Source organism: Conexibacter woesei DSM 14684, from assembly GCF_000025265.1.
Lineage (GTDB): Bacteria > Actinomycetota > Thermoleophilia > Solirubrobacterales > Solirubrobacteraceae > Conexibacter > Conexibacter woesei.
Window position 1 is genome coordinate 1,531,712 of the sequence record NC_013739.1, and the last position, 20,279, is coordinate 1,551,990.

Consider the following 20,279-nt stretch of genomic DNA (forward strand, 5'->3'; position numbering starts at 1 on the left):
ACGTGCGTCAGACGGGGTTCGAGCTTCGTCACGGGTGCGTCAGACCCGCTCGTGGCTTCGTCGCGGGACGGGGGCGGCGTGCTGCGTCAGATGACGGGATCGCCGCTGTGGTGGGGAATCGGCAGGTCTGGCGCACGGCGAGGTCGCCGTTTGACGGCCGGCTCCGGTGCGCCGCCGTTGACGGGACGCGCATGCCGCCGTAACGTCCCTGTCTCTCTTTCTCTTCACTCGCCTCCGCCCTCGCAACGGGCCCTCACCCCGCACCACCCGCACCACCTCTTCACCGCCCTCGCAGCACCACCCCGCACGTCATGGACGACGTGTCCCGAGGGCGCTCGACTCATCTCTCAGGGATCCATGGAAGGAACCCAAGATGTCATCTGTCCGTTCTTCGCGAGACCACATCGGTCTCGTCTCACTGCTCGTGCTGATCGGCTGGTTCTACGTCAGCATCCAGAACGCGCCGGCCGGTGTCTCGTCCGAACTGCTGGCTGTCTACCTCCTGCCCGCCGCCGTCTTCGTGGCTGGCTTCCAGCTCGCCGCTCACTGCCCCGCTCGTCTCACTCGTCAGCTCGACCTGATCGCGTGCGTCGCCGCGGGCGCGACGCTGTTCGGTGCGACGCAGCTGCCGCGCGTGGGGGTCGTGATCGACGACTGGCAGGACGGGTCGCTGCTCGCGCTCTGCGTCACGCTGGCCCTCTGGGCGGGGATCCTCGCCCAGCAGATGTCGGACAACCTTCTCGCCGCGTCCAGCCGGGCTGCCAGCCGTTCCGCCGCGCAGGCGGGCGCGATGACGGCCGCGCTCGCGTCCGGCGTCGGCCTGCTCGGCGCGATGGGGATGTGGATCGGCTGGCTGCCCGGCTCGGAGGGGCTGGTCCGGCACGGGCTTGTGTGCCTGGCGGCTGCGGTCGCGATCGTGCTCTCGCGTCTCGGCGGGGAGTGGGTCCAGACGGCGATGGTCCTCGCGCTCGCGTTCGCCGTCTACGCGGCGCTGCGCGAGGTGCAGCCCGACCCCGGGCTGTGGCGGCCGGGCGCGCTCGCGGGTGGGCTGCTGCTCGCCGGAGCGTTCGGGCGTGACCGGCTGGTGCGCGCCACGCGGCTGATCGTCTGCGGGGCGGCCGTCGTCGGCGGCGTCTACGCGCTCGTCCTCGCGCCGGGGGCGTCGGTGCAGGAGCTGATGGAACCCCGGATCTGGCTCGCGGCGGTCTGCGGCGTGCTGCTCGCGGTCGCGGCGGCCAACCACGCCGACGCACGCTCCCGCGCCCGCCGCGGCGCCGGGCGCGAGGCGGCCGAGCAGCGGGCGCTCGTGGCGCTGCTCGGCTTCGTGATGCTCGCCACGCCGTGGATGGCCGGACTCAACCTGCCGCTGCTGGCCGTCGGCGCCGTGCTCCTGCTCGCCGCCGGAGCGCTCACAACCCGCCGCTGACCCGCAGCGGCGTTCGCGTTCAAACGGCGCCGGCCACTCCCGGCCGGCGCCGCCTCTCGTTCTGAAGGAGACAATCTGATGTCCGCTACGCGTGTGATCGCGCTTGCGATGGCCGGGCTCATCGCGCTCGCGCTCGTGCCCTGGCCGCTGTTCGTGATCGCCGGGCTGATCGGTTTCGCGGTCGCGTATGTGCGCGGCCGGATCGCGCTCCCGGTCCGTCGTCGGAGTGGCGCGCCGCTGAACCGGCTGGTGCTCGACAGGATCGACGAGCATCAGCTCGCCCCGCTCTTCGGCGACCAGCTGCCCGCCCAGCCCAACCGCCAGCTCACCGCGGTCCTCGACGTGCTCGAAGCGCACGCCCGCTACGAGCAGCCCCGCGAGCTCCCGGTGCTGCTCGTGCGCTGGACCTGCATGGCAGGCCCTGCGCCTGAGCAGGCCTGGACCAGCAGCCGCGTCCTCGCTCGCTACCGCACCGTCGAGCTGATCAGCGACCTCGCAACGGGCGGCACCCGGCTGCTGACCGCTCGCGTCACCGACCGCCACAACGCCTGGGTCGAACTGACCTGGAGGATCGAGACCACCCGCACCACGGTCGACCGCATCCTCGTCGACATCAACCACGGCTGACCCAACGACAAGAAGGAGAAACTGATGGACAACCACGACATCCCAGCGGTCGTCGACGAGACGCTGGCCGAGGTCGGCTGGCCGGTGACCGCCTCGTGGTCGCCGGCGGAGAACGGCGCGCAGGGGACGACGTACAGCGTCGCGCAACTGATCGGCCCGAAGGCGACCGTCATCGTCTGGTGCGACCCGGTCGCGCGCGGGAGCGCGCTGCCGGCGCTGACGGAGATCGTCCGCGCCGTCTCGTTCCGTCGTGCGGCACAGGGCGGGTCTCCGCCGATCGACATGCTGTTCACCGAGGAGGGCGGGAAGGCACTCGCGGCGCTGCTCGACCGCAGGCTGCGCGTCGCACGGTTCGCCTCCAACGGGTGGAGCGTCCACCGGGACGGCACGGCCGTCGCGTGGGCCGAGGACCGGCGCTGGTGGAGCATGCGGGTCGCCGGCGACGAGCTGGCGTACGACGTTTGGGAGCCGGCGCAGGAGCGGTGGCGCGAGGTCGTGCGCCTCCCGCTTCCGGCCCGCGAGGCGCGTGTGCTGGACGAGCTGCTGCACCTGCTCGCATGGCTGCGGGCGGTCGACGCCCAGGAGCAACAGCGCGCGCTGCTCGTCGACCTCGTACTGGGGGCGATCCGGCGGGTCGCGTGCGGCGAGCTCGGCCTCAGGCCGAGCGTGGCGGACCTGCGCAGCCGTATCGCCGCGACCGTTCGTGACGCGCCGCGGCGGCCGACGCTGCTGCCCGACGTGCTGACGGCCTGGTACGGCGCCTACGCGCTGACGCCGGAGCTGGAGCCCGGGACCGTGGCCCGTTGGCTCGTGCCCAGCCGCGCGCCGGCCGACGTCGAGATCGGCGAGACCGCGAGCTGGGGTGCACTGCGTCGGCTTCCGCACGGCCGACGGAGGAGCCTGCGGCTCTGGTTCGCGGCGCGCGGGCTGCGTCGCGCCGGTCGCGCGGCTGTGCTCGTCTGCGACGGGCACGACTGGCAGGTCGCGCCGCGTGACGAGCTGGTTCGCCGGATGCCGCCGCTGCCGTCGCTGGAGTGGCTGACGGTCGGCTGACGCATCACCCCCGCGGGCGCCGCGACGACACGGTCGCGGCGCCCGCCCCGAGCAGGACCCCCGCCCGACGGCCGGGCGGGGCGCAGGAGCGCGAAGGAGCGCTTGATGACGGATCAGATGGGTTTGTGGGACGAGCAGAGCCCGCAGCCGCTGCAGGAGACGCGGCCGCTGTTGAAGATGGTGCGCGAGATGGTGCGCGAGAAGGCGCTCGAGATGGGGCTCGAGCTCGACGACCCCGCGGCGCTGAACGAGGTCGCCGATCGCCTGATCGTGCGGCTGGCCGAGGAGCTGTTCGACGAGGAGGTGGAGCAGGTCACGGCCGAGCCGGGCGTGCGGCGGCATTCGCGCATGCGGGGCTCGATCGGCTTCGGCGCGCGTCGGCTGGAGGTGCGCGTGCCGCGGATCGCGCGGGCGGACGGCACGACGACGCTGCCCGACCGCTACCGGCGCTTCTCCGCCCGCGAGCAGCAGAACGAGACGGTCGCGCGGATGGCCGGCGCCGGCGTCACGTCGAGAAGGTACCGCGAGGCGCTCGTCGCGGCCGGTGAGGAGGTGCCGCGAGGGCTGGGCAAGACCGCGTTCCAGGGCCGCAACAGGAAACAGGCCGACGCCGATCTGACGAAGCTGCGGACGCGCGACCCGCAGGCGGATGGGACGATCGTGACGATCGACGCCGACGGGCTCGCGATGGGCTCGAAAGGAAAGAAGCGCACGGTCGTGGTCTTGATCGGGACGACGACGACGGGCGCGCGCGTGGCGATCGACATAGCGACCGGCCAGTACGAGACGGCGGAGCTGGTCACGGGCCTGCTGCGAAGGACCGCCGAGCGCGGAGTCGACCTGAGGCGGGTCGCCTGGCGGATCGACGGCGGCAAGGGCTTGGCCGGCGGGATCCGCGCCGTCGCCGGCGCGAGCGCGCCGGTGCAGCGGGACGTCGAGCACAAGCGCCGCAACCTGAAGGACGCGCTCGTCGACGAGGCGAACTTCGAGCAGGTCAACGGCCAGCTCTCACATGCATGGGCGATGACCGATCCAGGGCGCGCGCTGGAGGCGCTGGAGGCGTGCGCGACGACGCTCGACGCGCTCGGTGAGGAGAAGGCCGCGCGCTCGTTGCGTGGGGACGTGGAGCAGACCGTCACGTTCGCGCGGCTCGGCGTCAGCGGGGAGCTGCTGCGCGCGATGCGCCACACGCAGGGGATCGAGTCGGTGATGGGCGGGGTCCGTCGCCGGACACGGCGGATCACGACCTGGACCGACGACGCGATGCGCGAGGCGTGGGTCGCGTGGGCGCTGATGCGCGAGGAGGCGGGCTGGGCCCCGATCCCGTGCGCGGACGAGCTCGCTGCGCTGCCCGATGCCGTCACGGCCGAGCGCGCGCGTGTCGAGCGCGAGACGGCGGCTGCCGAGCAGGGCGCGGAGGAGGCCGCCGAGCAGGGCGCGGAGGAGGCGGCGCCCGGCACGGGCGCCTGACCGTTTCACGTGCTTCGTCAGCCCGTTCGCCCGGCCGCCTCGCGCGGCCGGGCGGGCGGGCGGCTCCGCATCTGGCGGAGCCGCCGCGCCGATGTGACGAAGGGGGTTCGGAACCCTTCTGGCGTCAGCTCGTCTGCATTCCTGGCTGGCCAGCCAGCCAGGATAAAAGGACAACCGGTCGACCAATATGGGTATGCTGGCGGCGTGACCTCTACGACCTCCCCCACCGGGACGTCCGTGCCACCGTTCGACGCTGCGCGCCTCGACGCGCTGATGGACGAGGCCGGCGTCGACGTGCTGCTCGCGACGTCCCCGCACAACACGCGCTACCTGCTCGGCGGCCACCGCTTCTTCCTCTACGAGCTGCTCGACGGGATCGGCGCCGATCGCTACCTGCCCGTCGTCGGCTACGTGCGCGGCGCGCCGGAGCAGGCGTTCTTCGTCGGCGCCGGCAACGAGGACTGGGCGACCGATGCGGAGCCGCTGTGGGTCGGTCACGTCGAGAACGCGAGCTGGACCGCCGCGCACGCGGCGCGGATCGCGAGCGACCGGCTCGCCGCGCTCGGGCTCGGCGGCGCCGTCGTCGGCGTCGAGCCCCCGTACGTTCCGATGGACGCTCACCTCGTGCTCCGCGAACGCCTGCCTGGCGCGAAGCTGAGCGACGCCGGGATGCTGCTGGAGGAGCTGCGCGCGGTGAAGCGGCCGTACGAGCTGGAGCTGCTGCGCGCCGGCGCCGGCGCGGTCGTCGACGCGATGCTCGCGACGATCGCCGACGCGCGCGCCGGCGAGTCGACGCGCGAGCTCGCCGAGCGGCTGCGACTGGAGCAGACGCGCCGCGGGCTGACGTTCGGCTACTGCCTCGTGACGGCGGGCGGCAGCGCGAACCGCGCGCCGTCCGAGCAGCGCCTGCCGGCCGGCGGGATCGTCTCGCTCGACTCCGGCGCGCACATGCGCGGCTACGTCGCCGACCTCACGCGGATGGGTCTCGACGGACCCGCCAGCGCCCGCCACGAGGAGCTGCTGGCGCAGGTCGCGACCGTGCAGGCGGCCGCGCGCGCGGTCGTGCGGGCGGGCGTGCGCGGCGGCGACCTGTTCGACGCCGCCGACGAGGCGGCCGGAGGCTGTCGCGACGCCGCCGCGATCACCTTCCTCGCGCACGGCACGGGGCTGCTGTCGCACGAGGCGCCGCGCCTGACCGACACCGGCTCGCCGCCGTACCCGGCGACGCACCGCGAGCTTCCGCTGCGCTCCGGGATGGTCCTGTCGATCGAGACGCATCTGATCGACGCCGAGATCGGCTTCGTCAAGCTCGAGGACACCGTCGTCGTGACCGACGCCGGCTGCGATCCGTGCGGCGACTGGGGCCGTGGCTGGAACCCGGTCGGTGGGTGAGGCGGGCGCGATGCTGCTCGTCCTCGACGACGATCCGACCGGCAGCCAGACCGTCGCGGGCGTTCCGCTGCTGCTGCGCTTCGACGACGCGGACGTCGCGTGGGCGCTCGACGACGGCGGCGACGTCGTGTTCGCACTGACGAACTCGCGTGCGCTCCCGGAGCGCGACGCCGTCGCGCTGACGCGCAGCGTGACGCGCTCCGTCGCGAGCGCTGCGCTTGCGCGCGGCCGCGACGTGCGGGTGCTCAGCCGCGGCGACTCGACGCTGCGCGGGCACTTCCCGGCGGAGGTCGACGCGCTCGTCGCGGGGCTCGGCGACGTCGGGCACGATCCGCCCGACGCGATCCTGCTGTGCCCGGCGTACCCCGAGGCCGGTCGCGTCACGATCGACGGCGTCCACCTGCTGCGCGACGGCGACGGCCGGCTCGTGCCGGTCGCCGAGACCGAGTTCGCGCGCGACCCCGTCTTCGCGTACGGCGAGTCGGACCTCCGCGAGTGGGCGGCCCGGCGCTGCGGCATCTCGCCGTCCGAGGTCGGCCATGTCGCGCTCGGCGAGATCCGGGCGGGCGGAGCGGCGCGCGTGGCGGAGCTGCTGCGCGACGCGCGCGGCGGCCGCGTCGTCGCGCTCGACGCGGAGACGCGCGCGGACCTCGACGTGCTTGCCGCCGGCATCGTCGCCGCTGAGCGGGCGGGGCGGCGGTTCGTGTACCGCACGGCGCCGTCGTTCGTCGCGGCGCGCGCGGGCCGTGCGCCTGCGCCGCCGCTGCACACGCTGCCGGCGGCCGACGTCGCGGTACGGCCCGGGGGCGGCGGGCTGGTCGTCGTCGGCTCGCACACCGACCTGACGACGCGGCAGCTCGATGCGGCGGTCGCCGCGCACGGCTTGACCGTCGTCGAGCTGTCTGTCGCGGCGCTCGTCGATCCCGGGCTGCGGGCCGCGGAGCTGATCCGCGTCGCGGAGGCGGCGCAGCGCGCGCTCGAACGCGGGGACGTCGCGCTCGCGACGAGTCGCGAGGTGGTCGTCGGCGGGAGCGCCGCTGAGAGTGCGGCGGTCAAGGGGCGGATCGCCGCGGCGCTCGTCGACGCCGTCGTCTCGATCGTCTCGGCATGCGTGCCGCGATGGGTCGTCGCGAAGGGCGGGATCACCTCGCACGACGTCGCCGCCGCGGCGCTCGAAGCCGGGCGCGCCACGGTGCTCGGGCAGCTGTTTCCTGGGCAGGTGTCGGTGTGGCGATTGGAGGACGGCCCGTACGAGGGGCTTCCGTACGTCGTCTTCCCGGGCAACGTCGGTGGCGTCGAGACGCTCGCGGCGGCGCTCGCGCGACTTGGTGCAGGAGCACTCGAATCACACTCGGAAGTAATTGGTGAACCGGTTGACCTTTAAGGTAGGGTGTCCACATGGCAGACGATCTCGGCCTCGCGGAGCGCGCATGACGCACGTCTGCGACACGCGCGCGCTGCGCACCGCACAGCAGGACGGCCGGGCGCTCGCGGCGTTCTCCGTCTACAACCTCGAACAGACCCAGGCGGTCTGCGCGGCAGCCGAGGAGCTGCACGCGCCGATCCTCGTGCAGGCCGGCAGCAGCGCATTTCGCCATGCAGGCCGTGGACCGCTCGCTGCGCTTGCGATCGCGTGCGCGGAGTCAGCCCGTGCCGACGTCGGCGTCCACCTCGACCACGCGACCGACGTCGACGAGATCCGCGCGTGTCTCGCGGCCGGCTACGGGTCGGTCATGTACGACGGCTCGGCGCTCGCGCTCGACCGCAACATCGAGCGGACGCGCGAGGTCGTCGAGCTGGCGCACGCGCACGGCGCGTGGGTCGAGGGCGAGCTGGCCGGGATCGCGGGCGACGAGGACGCCAGCGGCGCAGGCCCGTCGGGTGCGCTGACCGACCCGGACGCGGCCGCGCGCTTCGTGCACGGGACCGGCGTGGACGCGCTCGCGGTCGCGATCGGCAACGTCCACGGCATGCACGCAGGTCCGCCGGCGCTCGACTTCGACCGCCTCGCGGAGATCCGTGCGCGCGTCGACGTGCCGCTCGTGCTGCACGGCGCCTCGGGCCTGCCGGAGGACGCGCTGCGGACCGCGGTCTCGCTCGGCGTCGCGAAGGTGAACGTGAACACCGAGCTGCGGCGTGCGTTCCGCGCGGGCCTCGAGCAGGCGCTTGCGGACGAGGACGATCTGACGAAGCACGGCGATGTGACGAAGAGCGACGATCTGACGAAGCTGCTCGCGCCTGCGCGAGACGCGGTCCGCGAGGTCGCGCTCAGATGGATCGCGCTGCTGTCGGGAACACGGGTGACGGCATGAGCGCTGAGAACGGCGGGGCTGAGACGACGGTCGCGCGGCGCGCGTTCGCCGTGCGCCTGCGGTCGCGCGAGCAGCTCGCCGGGCTGATCGTGAAGATGCCGTGCGCTTCGCTGCTGGAGACCGCCGGCTACAGCGGCTTCGACTTCGCCGTGATCGACACCGAGCACGGCCCGGGCGACGGAGAGATGCTCGAGCACCACGTGCGCGCGGCCGACAGCGCCGGCCTGCCGGTGCTGGTGCGCGTCACCGGGTCGGCGGCCGGCGAGATCCTGCACGCCCTCGACGCCGGCGCTGCCGGCATCGTCGCGCCGCACGTCCGCGACGCGGCGGCGTGCGAGGCGGTCGTGCGCGCGGCGCACTACCCGCCGCGCGGGTCGCGCGGGCTCGCGACCAGCACGCGCGCCGGCTTCCACGGCACGACGAGCGTCGCCGCGCATCTGCGGGACGCGTCCGAGCGCACGGTCGTGATCGCGCAGCTCGAGCACGGCGACGCGGTCGAGCACGCCGCGAGCATCGCGGCGGTGCCCCAGCTCGACGCCGTCTTCATCGGCCCGTCGGACCTGTCGATCTCGCTCGGGCACCCCGGCGAGCGCGACCACCCGGCCGTGCGCGACGCGATCGAGCGCGCGAGCGCTGCGGTGCTCGGCGGCGGCGAGGCCGCGCTCTGCATGCTCGCCGACGACGAGCCGGCGGCGCGCGCGGCGCGTGCCGCCGGCGCGACGCTCGTCGTGTTCGCCGCGCCGCAGCTGATCGCGGCGCGGCTCAGAACCCTCGTCGCCGCCCTGAGAGCCTCCAGCCCGGAGGTCACCGAATCGACGCTGGAGGTGCGCGGATGAGTCAGCAGGACGCAGTCGTGACTGGAGCGGGCGGCCGCTCGATCCTCGAGCGGATGCGGCTGGACGGCCGCCGCGCGATCGTCACCGGCGCCGGTCAGGGGATCGGCCGCGCGTTCGCGCACGCGCTCGGTGAGGCGGGCGCACGCGTCGCCGTCGTCGACCGTGACGGAGCGCGCGTCGAGGCGGTCGCCGCCGAGCTGGCGGCGAAGGGCGTCGAGGCCGTCGGGCTGACGTGCGACGTGACGGCCGGCGACGCTGCCGAGCGCTACGTCGCCGACGTCGTCGGCCGCTGGGGAGGATTGGAGATCGCCGTCCACAACGTCGGCGTGAACCGCAACTCGGCGGCGGAGGAGACGACTGCCGCCGAGTGGGAGGAAGTCTTCGCGCTCAACGCGCGCAGCGTCTTCGACGGGTGCCAGGCGGCCGGGCGCGTGATGCTCGGGAAGGGCTACGGGAAGATCGTCAACACGGCGTCGATGGCGTCGCTGATCGTTCCGCATCCGCAGAAGCAGGCGGCGTACAACGCGTCGAAGGCGGCTGTCGTCGGGCTCACGCGCACGCTCGCGGCCGAATGGGCCGATCGCGGCGTGCGGGTCAACTGCATCTCGCCGGGAATCATCCGCACGGCGCTGATCGAGCAGTCCGACGAGCTGCGGCCGTTGATGGAGGAGTGGCTGACGCAGATCCCACAGGGGCGCCTCGGAGAGGTGACGGATCTGCAGGCGGCGATCGTCTACCTCGCGGGCGAGGGGTCGGACTACATGACGGGGCACAACCTGGTGATCGAAGGTGGGCAGACGCTGTGGTAGGACAAGTCAAGAGCCGAGCGCTCGCGATCCACGGAGGCGAGCCGGCGCACACCCTGCGTGCGCCGGCGTACCCGCGGTTCGACGACGAGGTGTTCGCGCGCATCCGCACGACCCTGCAGCACGGGCCGACGCAGGGCCTGAGCAAGGGCCACCCCGTCGTGCGCGAGCTGGAGGAGCGGGTCGCCGAGCTGCACGGCGTCCCGCACGGGCTCTGTACGAGCTCCGGGCATGGCGCGCTGCAGTCAGCGCTGATCGGCCTGGAGATCACCGGCGGCGACGAGGTGATCACGTCGCCCTACTCGTGGGGCGCGTCGGTCTCGTGCATCCTGCACAACGGCGCGGTGCCGGCGTTCGCCGACGTCGACCCCGCCACCGGCCTGCTTGCGCCGGAGGCGCTCGAGGCGGCCCTGACCGAGCGCACGCGCGCGCTCCTCGTCACCCACCTCTACGGTCAGCCGGCCGACATGACGGCGATCATGGCGTTCGCCGAGCGCCACGACCTGCTCGTGGTCGAGGACGGCAGCCAGGCGCACGGCGCGCGCCACCGCGGACGGCGGGTCGGCTCGTTCGGCCACGCGTCCGGCTTCTCGACCAACGGCGTCAAGCCGCTCGCGACGACCGAGGGCGGCTACATGGTCACGCGCGTCGCCGACTGCTATTGGAAGGCGACGATCAGCGGTCAGCACGCCGGTCGCGGCGAGCTGATCGGCCGCGCGAGCGAGCCGGGCTTCCCGGACGAGCTGCGGCGCGGGATCGACTCGCTCGTCTACACCTATCGGCCGAACCTCGTGACCGCGTTGCTGACGCTCGCGCGGCTCCCGCAGCTCGACGCCGAGAACGCCGAGCGGCGGCGCAACGCCGAGCGGCTGCGCGAGCTGCTGGCCGGGATCGACTACCTCTCGATGCCGGAGTACGGCGCCGACGACGAGCCCGTCTTCCACATGGTCACGCTCAACTTCGACGCGGCGGCCGCCGGGGTGACGCGCGACGCGTACCTTGCGGCGTTGAACGCCGAGGGCGTGCCGGCCGTCGGCTACGTCGAGCGTGGGCTCCACCGCTCGCCGCGGCTGAGCCCCGACTGGGACGGCCCGCGCGTGATGTGGACCGAGGCGATCCGGCGGTCCGGGGTCGACCCGACGCGGCTGGAGCTGCCGGGCTGCGAGGCGAAGGTCGCCGCCTCGATCGAGCTGCCGTGGAACTACCTCGGCGTCGACGACGAGTTCGTCGCGAGCGTCGCGGGAGCGTTCGGCAAGCTCGACGCCAACCTCGCCGAGCTGCGCGCCGGCGCCGGCGCGTGAGGAGGGACCGTCGCATGCCTGAACCAGCGACTGAAGCGCCGTCGGCCCAGGCGCCCCGGCTGGGTGCCAGAGAGCCGCGCTCGGCGCTGAGCCTCGCGCTCGGCGCCGTGCGCGCCGGCCCGCTCTTCATCCTGCTCGTCGTCGCGGTCGCGATGGCGATCCTCGCGCCGTACTTCCTGACGGAGCGCAACCTCCAGAACCTCGGCGCGCAGACGTCGATCATCGCGGCGCTCGCGGTCGGTCAGCTGCTCGTGATCGTCGTGCGCGGCATCGACATCTCGGTCGGCGCGACGGTCGCGCTGACCGGCGTGCTCGGCGCCGAGATCGCTACGACGAGCTGGGGCTCGTCGAGCTTCGTCGTGGTCGTCGCGATGCTGCTCGTCGGCCTCGCGGTCGGCACCGCGAACGCGTTCCTGATCGTCAAGGGGCGGCTGCTGCAACCGCTGATCGTGACCGTCGCGACGCTCGGCATCGTGCGCGGGATCGCGCTCGTCGTCTCCGACGGCGTGACCGTCAACGGCATGCCCGGCGCCGTCGTCTCGCTCGGGAACGGCTTCGTCGGGCCGCTGCCCGCCTCGGTCGTGCTCGTCGGCGCGGTCGCGCTCGTCGTCTACGTGCTGATGTCGCGGACGCAGTGGGGCCGCTGGTTCTACGCGGTCGGCGGCAACCCGGAAGGGGCCGACCGGCTCGGCGTCCCGTCGAAGCGCGTCGTGATGTCGGCGTACATGGTCTGCGGCGTCACCGCCGCGATCGCCGGGCTGATCGTCGCCGGCCGCACGAACGCGGGCAGCCCGAGCGCCGGCACGCTGATGGAGCTCGACGCGATCACCGCCGTCGTGATCGGCGGGGCGAGCCTCGCGGGCGGCCGCGGGACGGTCGGCAACGTGCTGGCCGGCGCGTTGATCCTCGGGATCATCCGCAACGGGCTCGACCTGCAGGACGTCAACCCGTTCTGGCAGAACGTCGCGATCGGCTGCATCGTGCTGATCGCGCTCGAGCTCGACGTCGTGCGGCGCGCGCTGGAGGACCGGCTGCGTGTGCGCAGCAGTGCGAGCGCACGCGGGCGCGAGCGCAGGCAGAGACCCGAGCGGGAGGACGCCCCGAGGGTCGGCGACGCGATGGGAGTGGGACGATGAGCGCACCTGCGCTGGAGATCCGGGAGGCGTACAAGAGCTTCGGCGCCGTGCAGGCGCTGAACGGCGCGAGCCTGTCGGTCGAGGCCGGCGAGGTCGTCGCGCTGCTCGGCGACAACGGCGCCGGAAAGTCGACGCTGATCAAGGCGATGACCGGCGTGCACCGGCTCGACGAGGGCGAGGTGCTGGTCGGCGGCGAGCCGGTGACGCTGCGCTCGCCCGCCGACAGCCGGCGGCTCGGGATCGAGACCGTGTACCAGGATCTCGCCGTCTTCGACAACCTCGACGCGCGGGCGAACTTCTTCGTCGGCCGCGAGCGGACCGCACCCGGCTGGCTGGGTCGGCTCGGCTTCCTGCGCGAGCGTGCGATGACGCGCGAGTGGCAGGAGCACGTCGACGACCTGCAGGTCGTGATCCCCGACCCGGAGCAGCCGCTCGGGGTGATGTCGGGCGGTCAGCGGCAGGCGATCGCGGTCGCGCGGTCGGCGGCGTTCGCGAACCGCGTGCTGATCCTCGACGAGCCGACCGCGGCGCTCGGCGTGCGCGAGTCGCGTCAAGTGCTCGACCTCGTCAAGCGGCTGCCGAGACGCGGGATCGCGGTGGTGCTGATCTCGCACAACCTGGAGCACGTGATGGAGGTCGCGCACCGAGCGATCGTGCTGCGGCGCGGTCGCAACGTCGGCGAGGAGCGACCGACCGCGGAGAACCACGAGCGGATCGTCTCGCTGATCGTCGGAGCGCAGTACGGGTAGGCGCCGGGCGCCTCTGGCGCCCGGCTTCGTCAGATCGGATGGAGGAGAGTGCAGATGAGGGCTACGGCTTTGCTCGCGACGGTCGTCGCGGCGGCGGTGACGCTGCTCGCCGGCTGTGGAAGCGACAGCGACGGAGGATCCGGCAGCACCAGCGGCGGAGGCGGAGGCGACGACGTGCGTGTCTACGTCCTGCTGCCTTCGCTGGAGTCGGATTCGTATGTGCAGGAGAGCAGAGGCGCCGAGGAGGCGGCGAAGCAGATCGACGGCGCCGAGGTGAAGGTCGACGCGGGCGCCTCACGCGGCGAGGCGACGAACCTGATCGCGAAGATCGACTCGGCGGTGACGAAGGGCTACGACGTGATCGCGGTCAATCCCGGCGCGGTCGGCGCGGAGCTGGCGCCGGCGCTCTCTCGCGCGATTGCCGCGGACGTGGACGTCGTCGCGTTCGACCAGAACGTGCCGGATCTCGACGACCTCTCGGCGTACGTCGGCTACGACGGGTACCAGGCCGGGCTGTTGCGCGGTAGATATCTGACGAAGGCACTGCCGGACGGCGGCGCGGTCGGCATGATCGACTGCTTCAAGGAGAACCCGCTGACCGCCGCGATCAACAGAGGCCAGCTCGCCGGGATGGAGGGATCGAGACTGAGAGTGGTCTCCGAGTTGGAGGCGCAGTGCGATCCGGCGAAGGCGCGCACGGCGGCCGAGAACATGCTGACCGCGCACCCGGAGATGAGAGGCCTGCTGGCGGGCACCGACATCGCCGCGATGGCGGCGCTGCCGGTCGTCGAGTCGTTCGGCAAGCCGCTCGTCGTCGTCGGCGGCGACGGCCAGCAGGACGCGCTGAGAGTGATCGCCGAGGGCGGCGGGATCCAGGCGACGACGCTGTTCCCGTTCGCGGAGCTGGGCGCCGAGGCGGTGCGGACGGCGGTCGCCGTCGGCCGCGGCGAGCAGGTCGACGCCGAGGTGATGGTCGAGCCGACGCTGATCGACAGAGCGAACGTGGAGAAGTTCCTCGGCTGAGCGATGGACGAGCTGACGGCTGACGTGCGCCACCCGGTCTACGACGGACCTGTGATCGACGCGCACACGCATTTCGACGCGGCCGCGCGCGACTGCGCGCTGGCCGTCCTGGGCGACCCCGCGCTGCCGCGCGGGGTCGTCAACTACTGGGACCTGAGGCTGCCGCCGCCGAGCTTCGAGCGATGGGCTGGCATCTGGCCCGACGCCGCTGCGCTCGGGATGGCGCTGCTGCACGCGCCCGACCTCTCCGGCGTCGGCGCTCCCGGCTTCGCGGCAGCGCTGGTCGACGGCGTCGAGCGGGCGCATGCGCTCGGCGCGGCCGGGATCAAGGTCTGGAAGAACCTCGGCCTGACGCTGCGCGATGCGCGGGGCGAGCTGGTCGCGGTCGACGACGCGCGCCTGGGCCCACTGTGGGACGCGGCTGCGCGGCTGGGGCTGCCGGTCGCGATCCACGTCGGCGACCCGCCCGACTTCTTCGCGCCGGTCGAGCCGTCGAACGAGCGCTATCTGGAGCTGCGCGAGCACCCCGAGTACTGGTTCGGCGACCGCACGCGCTTCCCGGCGCTGGAGCAGATCCACGAGCAGTTCGAGCGGCTCGTCGCCGGCCGTCCGGCGACGACCTTCGTCGGCCTGCACTTCGGCTGCTTCATGCCGCTCGACGACGTCGCGCGGATGCTCGCGGAGCGGCCGAACTACATGGTCGACACCGCGACGCGCACGTTCGACCTCGGGCGCGAGCCGATGCGCGGCGCGGCGCTGGAGATCTTCGCCAGATGGCCGGAGCGGATCGTCTTCGGCACCGACCTGATCCGCACCGGCGTCTACGACCTGCCGGCGGACGGGGGGCCGCGGACCGACGCGCGCGCCTTCTACGCGCACCACTGGCGTCTGTTCGAGAGCGGCGACCGCGACATCCCGCGGCCATTCGCGTTCCTGCCGGACGAGCCGCTGCACGGGCTCGCGCTGCCGCCGCGGACGCTGCGGCTGCTCTACCACGACAACGCCGCGCGGATCTTCCCCCGCGTCGTCGGCTGAGTCAGCGCGCGGCGGGGTCGGCGCCGGCGCCGTGGGCGGCGAGCGCCTCGCGCAGGCGCCGCTGCGCGCGGTCCATGTGCGCCGCCATCGCGGCGCGCGCCGCATCGACGTCGTGGGCGGCGATCGCGTCGGCGATCGGCTCGTGCATCGCCAGCGACGTGCCGGTCTCGCCGGCGTGCTGGAGCACGCGGTGGGCCCACGCGCCGAGCAGCGAGCGCAGGCTCGTGACGAGGTCGGCGAAGACCTCGTTGCGGCTGAGCGCGGCGATCTGGAGGTGGAAGGCGACGTCGGCGCGCACATACGCCTCGACGTCGTCGCCCGCGGCGCGCATCGCCTCGAGCTGCTCGCGCAGCAGCGCGACGCCCTCGTCGTCGGCGCGCTCGGCGGCGAGGCCGGCGACGTCGATCTCGATGTAGCGGCGCGTCTCGGTCAGGTCGAGGACGCGCGGCTCGCCGAGCAGCATCGCCCACTCGATCGCCTGCGGGAGCAGGTTCGAGCCCGATCTCGCGAGGTACGTGCCGTCGCCTTGGCGGATCTGCAGCAGCCCGAGGAAGCTGAGCGACTTGATCGCCTCGCGGACGGCCGAGCGGCCGACGCCGAGCGCCTCCGCGAGCTGGCGCTCGGACGGGATCTTCGACCCCGGCGCGACTCTCCCGGAGAGCAGGAAGTCGAGCAGCCGGCGCGTGATCTCGAAGACCTGCGCCTCGCGCGGTTCGATCCGGAGGTTGTCGAGCAGTGATGGTCTCGTCATGGGCTGGTGCGACGCGTCGACCGGTCGGCCAATGCGCCGGCGGATCATATCCCGTACGCCGGTGCGGCGGCGGCCGCGCGGTGGGGGCAGACTAGATGGACGCTGCGCGTCTATCGCGGGGGCTTGGGTCGGTGCAACAACGAACCGGGCAGTTCCACTAAGTGGGAGTGCCCGGTTCGTTGTTGTGCCGCGTGCCGTGCGCGGGGGGTTGACACGACCGCCCGTGCCGGGGTTGTCTGGACCCCGCCGCCCGAACACGCAAGGGCGGCACCGACGAGTTTGGGAAGGACGCGGCATGGGGGTCACGTTCGAGAAAGGCAAGCAGGAAGGGCACATGCGTTGGCGCGTACGTCCGACCGAGGGTTTCGCGCCGTTCGACGTGGTGCTGAGCCCCGGGGCGCTGACGGACGGCGCGGAGGCACCCGCCGGGCTGTTCGACGAGCGCGACGCGCGAGGCGAGCGGCGGCGGCTCATCGTCATCGACAAGCGGGTTGCGAAGCGCCACCGCGCTGGAGTGGAGCGGCTGTACCGGCAGGGCGGCGCTTTCGAGCTGTTCGAGATCGAGGTATCCGAGCGGATCAAGAACGTCGAGACGGTGTTGAGCATCATCGCGGAGGTGCGCAGGCTGCGACTGGGGCGAGATGACGTGCTGGTCGCGATCGGCGGTGGCGTCATGGCCGACGTCGTCGGCGCGGCGGCGTCGATGCTCCACAAGGGGATGCGGTACGAGGTCGGCGCGACGACGCTGACAGCGATCGGCGACGCCGGTTACGCGGGGAAGCGACGCGTCAACCTGGAGGGCGAGAAGAACGTCGTCGGCGGCATCTGGACGCCGCGTTACGTGCTTGGCGACGTGACGACGATGAAGACGCTGGACCCCCGTCACGTGCGGTCCGGGCTTGCGGAGGCGCACAAGGTGGCGGTCATGCGTGACGGGCGTCTGCTGCGTCTGCTGGAGGAGGACGGACCCGACCTGATCAAGGAGCGGTTCTGCGGGGAGACGCCGAGTGCTGAGCTTCTGCAACGCATGATCGACGCCCCGCTACGGCGGATCGCGGCCGACCCGCGCGACTCCGAGCGGGAGCGATGGCTGGACAGCCATCACTTGCTCGCTCATCCGATCGAGCGGGAGACCGCAGGCGAGGTCAGCCATGGCGAAGCCGTCGCGATCTGCGGCGCGGTGATGGCGCACGTCGCGCTGAAGCGCGACTGCATCAGAGAGCCGATGTTCAAGCGCATCGTCGGCGTGCTGCGTGAGCTGGGGCTCCCGGTGACTCATGAGCTGGCGACCGAGCCGCGTTTCGTGATCGGCGCGCTTCAGTCGGCCGTCCAGCAGCGTGGGGCACAGAATATTCCCGTGCCCAGCGAGGTAGGCGGGAACGCCTTTCTGCATGACGTGGACGCGACCGAGATCATGCTCGCCGCTCGCGTCCTTGCCGATCCGGACGCGGCGTGATGGCGGCGCTGACGGAGGAGGAGGCGGCGACCGCGCAGGCCGCGAGTGTCCATGCCACCATCGCCCTGCTCGCGAATTCGTCACGAGACGCGCTGGCGGCCGGGGCTTACGGGCTGGCAGCGTCGATCGTCCCAGGTGCCCCCGACGAGCGCATCGCGAACATGGTCTACGGCCGGGCCGGGGCGCTTGCGCTGGGGTACCACGATGTCCACGACGCATATCTCAGGGCCAGCGTGCGCGAATGGACGGTGTGGATCGACGCGGGGAACGAGGCTGAGCGGGCGTATCTGGCCGCTCGCAGCTACAAGCAGTCGGAGACGCTGACCGCGATGACGCGAGATCTCTCACAGACTCCGAAGACGGACGCTCGCCGGGGCTCGGTGGAGATCCGCTCGGACGAGGCGATCGGCGTGGTCGGGCGGATCAACGGGGCGGCGCACGACAGTCCCGAGCTGATCGAAGCGCTCAGCCGGAAGCCGCGCAGTGAGCACGTGCGTGCATACAGCGCGAGGCTGACAGGTCGGCCGGTCTCGGCGCTCATGACGATCGACGTGCCCACGGAGGACGGCCGGTGCGATTGCACGATCGCGTTCGTGGCCACACATCCGGAGTGGCAGGGGCAGGGGTTCGCCCGGAGGGTGCTGACGACCGCCCTGAACGACGCGGCGCGGCGCGGCTGCCGGGCCGCCGTGCTCCAGGCAACCGAGGAGGGCGCGTGGGTGTACCGGTCGGTGGGCTTCGTTCCGAGCGGCGGTTTCGAGCTGTACAGGAGGCGGACATGATCGACCTTCCCGATCTGTCGGCGCGTGAGTGGACCGAACGCGCCGAGCGCGTGATCCCGGGCGGGGTCAACTCGGGTCGCCGCCGAATCGACCCGCCGCTTGTCGCCCAGCGCGGCGAGGGCGCGTACCTGGTGGAGGTGGACGGGACGCGCGTGATCGACTTCTATGGCGGAGCCGGGACCGCGATCCTCGGACACAACCCGCTCGCGGTGAGCCGGGCGGTCACGCGAGCGCTCACCGAGGGGCCGATCCTGTCCGGCGCGGGCGTGACGCCGCGCGAAGTCCAGCTCGCTGAGACGATCACGCGCTTCGTGCCGTCTGTCGAACAGGTTCTCTTCTGCAACAGCGGCAGCGAGGCCACCGCGATGGCGCTCCGCCTCGCGCGAGCGGTGACGGGACGCCAGTGCATCGTCAAGGTGTCGGGGCACTACCACGGCAACCATGACGCGGTTCTGTTCAACACCGGAGCGCCACGGAACCCGGATGGGACGCCGACGCCGGAGTCGTGCGGCCTGCTCGACGCGCACGCGAGCACGACCCTCGTCTCCGACTTCAACGACCTTGGCCACCTCGAAACCTTGCTCGCGACGCGCGGAGACGAAATCGCGGCCGTGATCATGGAGCCCATCGCGCACAACGGCGGCCCGACGCTGCTCCCCGACTCGGGTTACCTCGCGGCGGTGCGGAGTCTCTGCACACGGTACGGCGCGCTGTTGATCTTCGACGAGGTGGTCACTCTCTTCCGTCACGCGATGGGTGGCGTGCAAGGGATCTTCGGTGTCGCGCCGGACCTGACCACCGCTGGGAAGGCGTTGGCAAACGGTCTTCCGATCGGCATGGTCGGCGGGCGCTCCGAACTGATGGCGCGATGGACGACGAGCAGCGGCGGGGACACGATGTACGGAGGCACGTACAACGGCAACTCCGCGAGCGTCGCGGCAGCACTCGCCACGCTGGGGGTGTTGGCCAGCGGGGAGGAGCACGCGCGCATCACCGGCCTCGGAGAGGCGATGCGCGACGGCCTGACGGAGATCGCCGCCGAGGAAGGCGTAGCGGCGACGGCGACGGGCTTCCGGTCGGTGTTCACGCTGTGGTTCGGCGGCGGGCCGTTCCGCAGTCGCACGGACGCGTTGCGAGGCGACGAGCACCTGTTCCGCGCCTACCGTCAGGAGCTGCGGGCGCGGGGCGTCTTCGAGAAGCCCGACCGCGACGGGGCGCGCAGCGTGATCAGCGCGGCGCACACGCGCCATGACATCGACTTCGCGCTTGAGATGGCACGCGAGGCGCTGCGGGCGGCGAAGGAATCACGTGTGTGACCTGGCAGGAAGCCGTGTTCGCGGGGGCCGGATGGGCGACGGTCGTCGCGCTGTGCCCGACGATCAAGCGCCGCCAGTTCCCCGCGCTGGCCACGAGCGTGCCGGGGGCGGTGATCGCGCTGTGCGTGATGGTCGCGCTGGGGTCGCTCGGGATGTGGTCGGGGGTGTTGGCGAACGGCCTTGCCGCGTTGCTGTGGGGCACGATCGTCGTCATGACCGTGCGATCCCCGACGCCGGTCACCGCCACTGACATGCCGTGCAGGTGCGGCACCGTGCGTGCGCCAGGGTAGAACCCCCGCGCCCGGCGCACGGCCCCGCCCGCCAGTCATCCCCCATTGACGGCGGGCGGGGTTCCCCCGAAGACAGCCCGGACCACCGTCACGTCACGGTGCGGTGGTCCGGGTGCAGACCGGCCCGCTTCGTACCGCCCTCGAAGGCGGGCCGTCCGATCCCGTGCGCGTGTGCCCGTCACCGCGCGCCAGGATCGGCCTCGCACGGCTCGGATGGTCACGGGGACGGGGCCGAGCCGTGCGAGTGGACTCCCGCCCCGCCCTGTCGCTCCATGTGCGGACGACAGGGCGGGTGCGGGTTCAAACCGGGTGCGCTCCGCGCGGGGCGCTCACTCCCAGAGGGGCCGGGGGCATGTGGGGATGCGCGGCTGGGTGGGGGTTGCGGTGGGGGTGGGGTGTGGTCCCTCCGGCCGCCCGTCCCTCCGCACCATGCCATGGCCGCGCCGCCCCCTCCGCAGGCTCCGGGGACGACACGCCCACGGCCCACCGTGAGCGCCGACCGACCGGAGGGACCACAC

Annotated in this window: 19 protein-coding genes; 18 read left to right on the forward strand and 1 reads right to left on the reverse strand. The window is 72.6% G+C overall.

Annotated elements, in window-relative coordinates; translation table 11 throughout:
* The first annotated feature begins 373 nt into the window (after positions 1–373).
* The 14 genes from CWOE_RS07255 (at position 374) to CWOE_RS07320 (ending at position 15,166) form a co-directional block, all read left to right on the forward strand.
* Entirely contained in the window at positions 374–1,426 is a 1,053-nt protein-coding gene (locus tag CWOE_RS07255; protein WP_012932929.1) for a hypothetical protein, read from the forward strand.
* Positions 1,427–1,504: 78 nt separating this feature from the next.
* Complete coding sequence (locus CWOE_RS07260) at positions 1,505–2,053, forward strand: hypothetical protein (RefSeq protein WP_012932930.1); 549 nt, start codon at positions 1,505–1,507, stop codon at positions 2,051–2,053.
* A gap of 24 nt (positions 2,054–2,077) precedes the next feature.
* Positions 2,078–3,106 carry a hypothetical protein gene (locus tag CWOE_RS07265; RefSeq protein WP_012932931.1) on the forward strand — a complete coding sequence of 343 codons (1,029 nt, stop codon included), beginning with the start codon at positions 2,078–2,080 and terminating at the stop codon, positions 3,104–3,106.
* A 105-nt stretch (positions 3,107–3,211) separates the two neighbouring features.
* Positions 3,212–4,576, forward strand: coding sequence for a transposase (locus CWOE_RS07270; RefSeq protein WP_012932932.1), 1,365 nt, complete (start codon positions 3,212–3,214; stop codon positions 4,574–4,576).
* 204 nt (positions 4,577–4,780) lie between these two features.
* Positions 4,781–5,968, forward strand: a complete 1,188-nt coding sequence (locus tag CWOE_RS07275; RefSeq protein WP_148260928.1) for a M24 family metallopeptidase — start codon at positions 4,781–4,783, stop codon at positions 5,966–5,968.
* 10 nt (positions 5,969–5,978) lie between these two features.
* Positions 5,979–7,352 carry a four-carbon acid sugar kinase family protein gene (locus tag CWOE_RS07280; RefSeq protein WP_012932934.1) on the forward strand — a complete coding sequence of 458 codons (1,374 nt, stop codon included), beginning with the start codon at positions 5,979–5,981 and terminating at the stop codon, positions 7,350–7,352.
* A gap of 46 nt (positions 7,353–7,398) precedes the next feature.
* Positions 7,399–8,280: a class II fructose-bisphosphate aldolase gene (locus CWOE_RS07285; RefSeq protein ID WP_012932935.1), complete on the forward strand. Its 882-nt coding sequence runs from the start codon at positions 7,399–7,401 to the stop codon at positions 8,278–8,280.
* A complete protein-coding gene (locus tag CWOE_RS07290) occupies positions 8,277–9,116 on the forward strand; it encodes an HpcH/HpaI aldolase family protein (protein ID WP_012932936.1) in 840 nt (279 codons plus the stop codon). Before CWOE_RS07285 ends, CWOE_RS07290 begins: the two co-directional genes overlap by 4 nt.
* Positions 9,113–9,925 (forward strand): SDR family NAD(P)-dependent oxidoreductase, encoded by an 813-nt coding sequence (locus tag CWOE_RS07295; protein ID WP_012932937.1) that lies wholly within the window; start codon positions 9,113–9,115, stop codon positions 9,923–9,925. The genes CWOE_RS07290 and CWOE_RS07295 overlap by 4 nt, the downstream gene beginning before the upstream one ends.
* On the forward strand, positions 9,919–11,223 hold the full coding sequence (locus tag CWOE_RS30360) for a DegT/DnrJ/EryC1/StrS family aminotransferase (RefSeq protein ID WP_012932938.1): 1,305 nt from the start codon (positions 9,919–9,921) through the stop codon (positions 11,221–11,223). The genes CWOE_RS07295 and CWOE_RS30360 overlap by 7 nt, the downstream gene beginning before the upstream one ends.
* A gap of 14 nt (positions 11,224–11,237) precedes the next feature.
* Complete coding sequence (locus tag CWOE_RS07305; protein WP_012932939.1) at positions 11,238–12,359, forward strand: ABC transporter permease; 1,122 nt, start codon at positions 11,238–11,240, stop codon at positions 12,357–12,359.
* On the forward strand, positions 12,356–13,108 hold the full coding sequence (locus CWOE_RS07310; RefSeq protein WP_012932940.1) for an ATP-binding cassette domain-containing protein: 753 nt from the start codon (positions 12,356–12,358) through the stop codon (positions 13,106–13,108). Before CWOE_RS07305 ends, CWOE_RS07310 begins: the two co-directional genes overlap by 4 nt.
* A 54-nt stretch (positions 13,109–13,162) precedes the next feature.
* Positions 13,163–14,131, forward strand: coding sequence for a sugar ABC transporter substrate-binding protein (locus tag CWOE_RS07315; protein WP_012932941.1), 969 nt, complete (start codon positions 13,163–13,165; stop codon positions 14,129–14,131).
* A 3-nt stretch (positions 14,132–14,134) separates the two neighbouring features.
* On the forward strand, positions 14,135–15,166 hold the full coding sequence (locus CWOE_RS07320; RefSeq protein WP_012932942.1) for an amidohydrolase family protein: 1,032 nt from the start codon (positions 14,135–14,137) through the stop codon (positions 15,164–15,166).
* Between the two features lies 1 nt (position 15,167).
* On the opposite strand, the gene CWOE_RS07325 is transcribed toward CWOE_RS07320, so the two are convergent.
* Positions 15,168–15,917 (reverse strand): FadR/GntR family transcriptional regulator, encoded by a 750-nt coding sequence (locus CWOE_RS07325; RefSeq protein ID WP_012932943.1) that lies wholly within the window; start codon positions 15,915–15,917, stop codon positions 15,168–15,170.
* 295 nt (positions 15,918–16,212) lie between these two features.
* Here CWOE_RS07325 and CWOE_RS07330 point away from each other — a divergent pair, with 295 nt between their 5' ends.
* Genes CWOE_RS07330 through CWOE_RS07345 form a run of 4 tightly spaced genes read left to right on the forward strand, consistent with a single transcriptional unit; the run spans position 16,213 to position 19,761 of the window.
* Positions 16,213–17,373 carry a 3-dehydroquinate synthase family protein gene (locus CWOE_RS07330; RefSeq protein WP_012932944.1) on the forward strand — a complete coding sequence of 387 codons (1,161 nt, stop codon included), beginning with the start codon at positions 16,213–16,215 and terminating at the stop codon, positions 17,371–17,373.
* A complete protein-coding gene (locus CWOE_RS30365; protein ID WP_012932945.1) occupies positions 17,373–18,155 on the forward strand; it encodes a GNAT family N-acetyltransferase in 783 nt (260 codons plus the stop codon). Before CWOE_RS07330 ends, CWOE_RS30365 begins: the two co-directional genes overlap by 1 nt.
* Positions 18,152–19,471 carry an aspartate aminotransferase family protein gene (locus CWOE_RS07340; RefSeq protein ID WP_012932946.1) on the forward strand — a complete coding sequence of 440 codons (1,320 nt, stop codon included), beginning with the start codon at positions 18,152–18,154 and terminating at the stop codon, positions 19,469–19,471. Before CWOE_RS30365 ends, CWOE_RS07340 begins: the two co-directional genes overlap by 4 nt.
* Positions 19,468–19,761: a hypothetical protein gene (locus CWOE_RS07345; protein WP_012932947.1), complete on the forward strand. Its 294-nt coding sequence runs from the start codon at positions 19,468–19,470 to the stop codon at positions 19,759–19,761. The genes CWOE_RS07340 and CWOE_RS07345 overlap by 4 nt, the downstream gene beginning before the upstream one ends.
* Positions 19,762–20,279: the final 518 nt, after the last annotated feature.

What these genes read in the sequence shown, in the direction of transcription:
- CWOE_RS30365 (WP_012932945.1), top strand. Translation starts at nt 17,373, where the DNA reads ATGGCGGCGCTGACGGAGGAGGAGGCGGCGACCGCGCAGGCCGCGAGT.
- CWOE_RS07255 (WP_012932929.1), top strand. Translation starts at nt 374, where the DNA reads ATGTCATCTGTCCGTTCTTCGCGAGACCACATCGGTCTCGTCTCACTG.
- CWOE_RS07270 (WP_012932932.1), top strand. Translation starts at nt 3,212, where the DNA reads ATGACGGATCAGATGGGTTTGTGGGACGAGCAGAGCCCGCAGCCGCTG.
- CWOE_RS07265 (WP_012932931.1), top strand. Translation starts at nt 2,078, where the DNA reads ATGGACAACCACGACATCCCAGCGGTCGTCGACGAGACGCTGGCCGAG.
- CWOE_RS07295 (WP_012932937.1), top strand. Translation starts at nt 9,113, where the DNA reads ATGAGTCAGCAGGACGCAGTCGTGACTGGAGCGGGCGGCCGCTCGATC.
- CWOE_RS07280 (WP_012932934.1), top strand. Translation starts at nt 5,979, where the DNA reads ATGCTGCTCGTCCTCGACGACGATCCGACCGGCAGCCAGACCGTCGCG.
- CWOE_RS07260 (WP_012932930.1), top strand. Translation starts at nt 1,505, where the DNA reads ATGTCCGCTACGCGTGTGATCGCGCTTGCGATGGCCGGGCTCATCGCG.
- CWOE_RS07325 (WP_012932943.1), bottom strand. Translation starts at nt 15,917, where the DNA reads ATGACGAGACCATCACTGCTCGACAACCTCCGGATCGAACCGCGCGAG.
- CWOE_RS07290 (WP_012932936.1), top strand. Translation starts at nt 8,277, where the DNA reads ATGAGCGCTGAGAACGGCGGGGCTGAGACGACGGTCGCGCGGCGCGCG.
- CWOE_RS07315 (WP_012932941.1), top strand. Translation starts at nt 13,163, where the DNA reads ATGAGGGCTACGGCTTTGCTCGCGACGGTCGTCGCGGCGGCGGTGACG.
- CWOE_RS07320 (WP_012932942.1), top strand. Translation starts at nt 14,135, where the DNA reads ATGGACGAGCTGACGGCTGACGTGCGCCACCCGGTCTACGACGGACCT.
- CWOE_RS07310 (WP_012932940.1), top strand. Translation starts at nt 12,356, where the DNA reads ATGAGCGCACCTGCGCTGGAGATCCGGGAGGCGTACAAGAGCTTCGGC.
- CWOE_RS07330 (WP_012932944.1), top strand. Translation starts at nt 16,213, where the DNA reads ATGGGGGTCACGTTCGAGAAAGGCAAGCAGGAAGGGCACATGCGTTGG.
- CWOE_RS07285 (WP_012932935.1), top strand. Translation starts at nt 7,399, where the DNA reads ATGACGCACGTCTGCGACACGCGCGCGCTGCGCACCGCACAGCAGGAC.
- CWOE_RS07340 (WP_012932946.1), top strand. Translation starts at nt 18,152, where the DNA reads ATGATCGACCTTCCCGATCTGTCGGCGCGTGAGTGGACCGAACGCGCC.
- CWOE_RS07305 (WP_012932939.1), top strand. Translation starts at nt 11,238, where the DNA reads ATGCCTGAACCAGCGACTGAAGCGCCGTCGGCCCAGGCGCCCCGGCTG.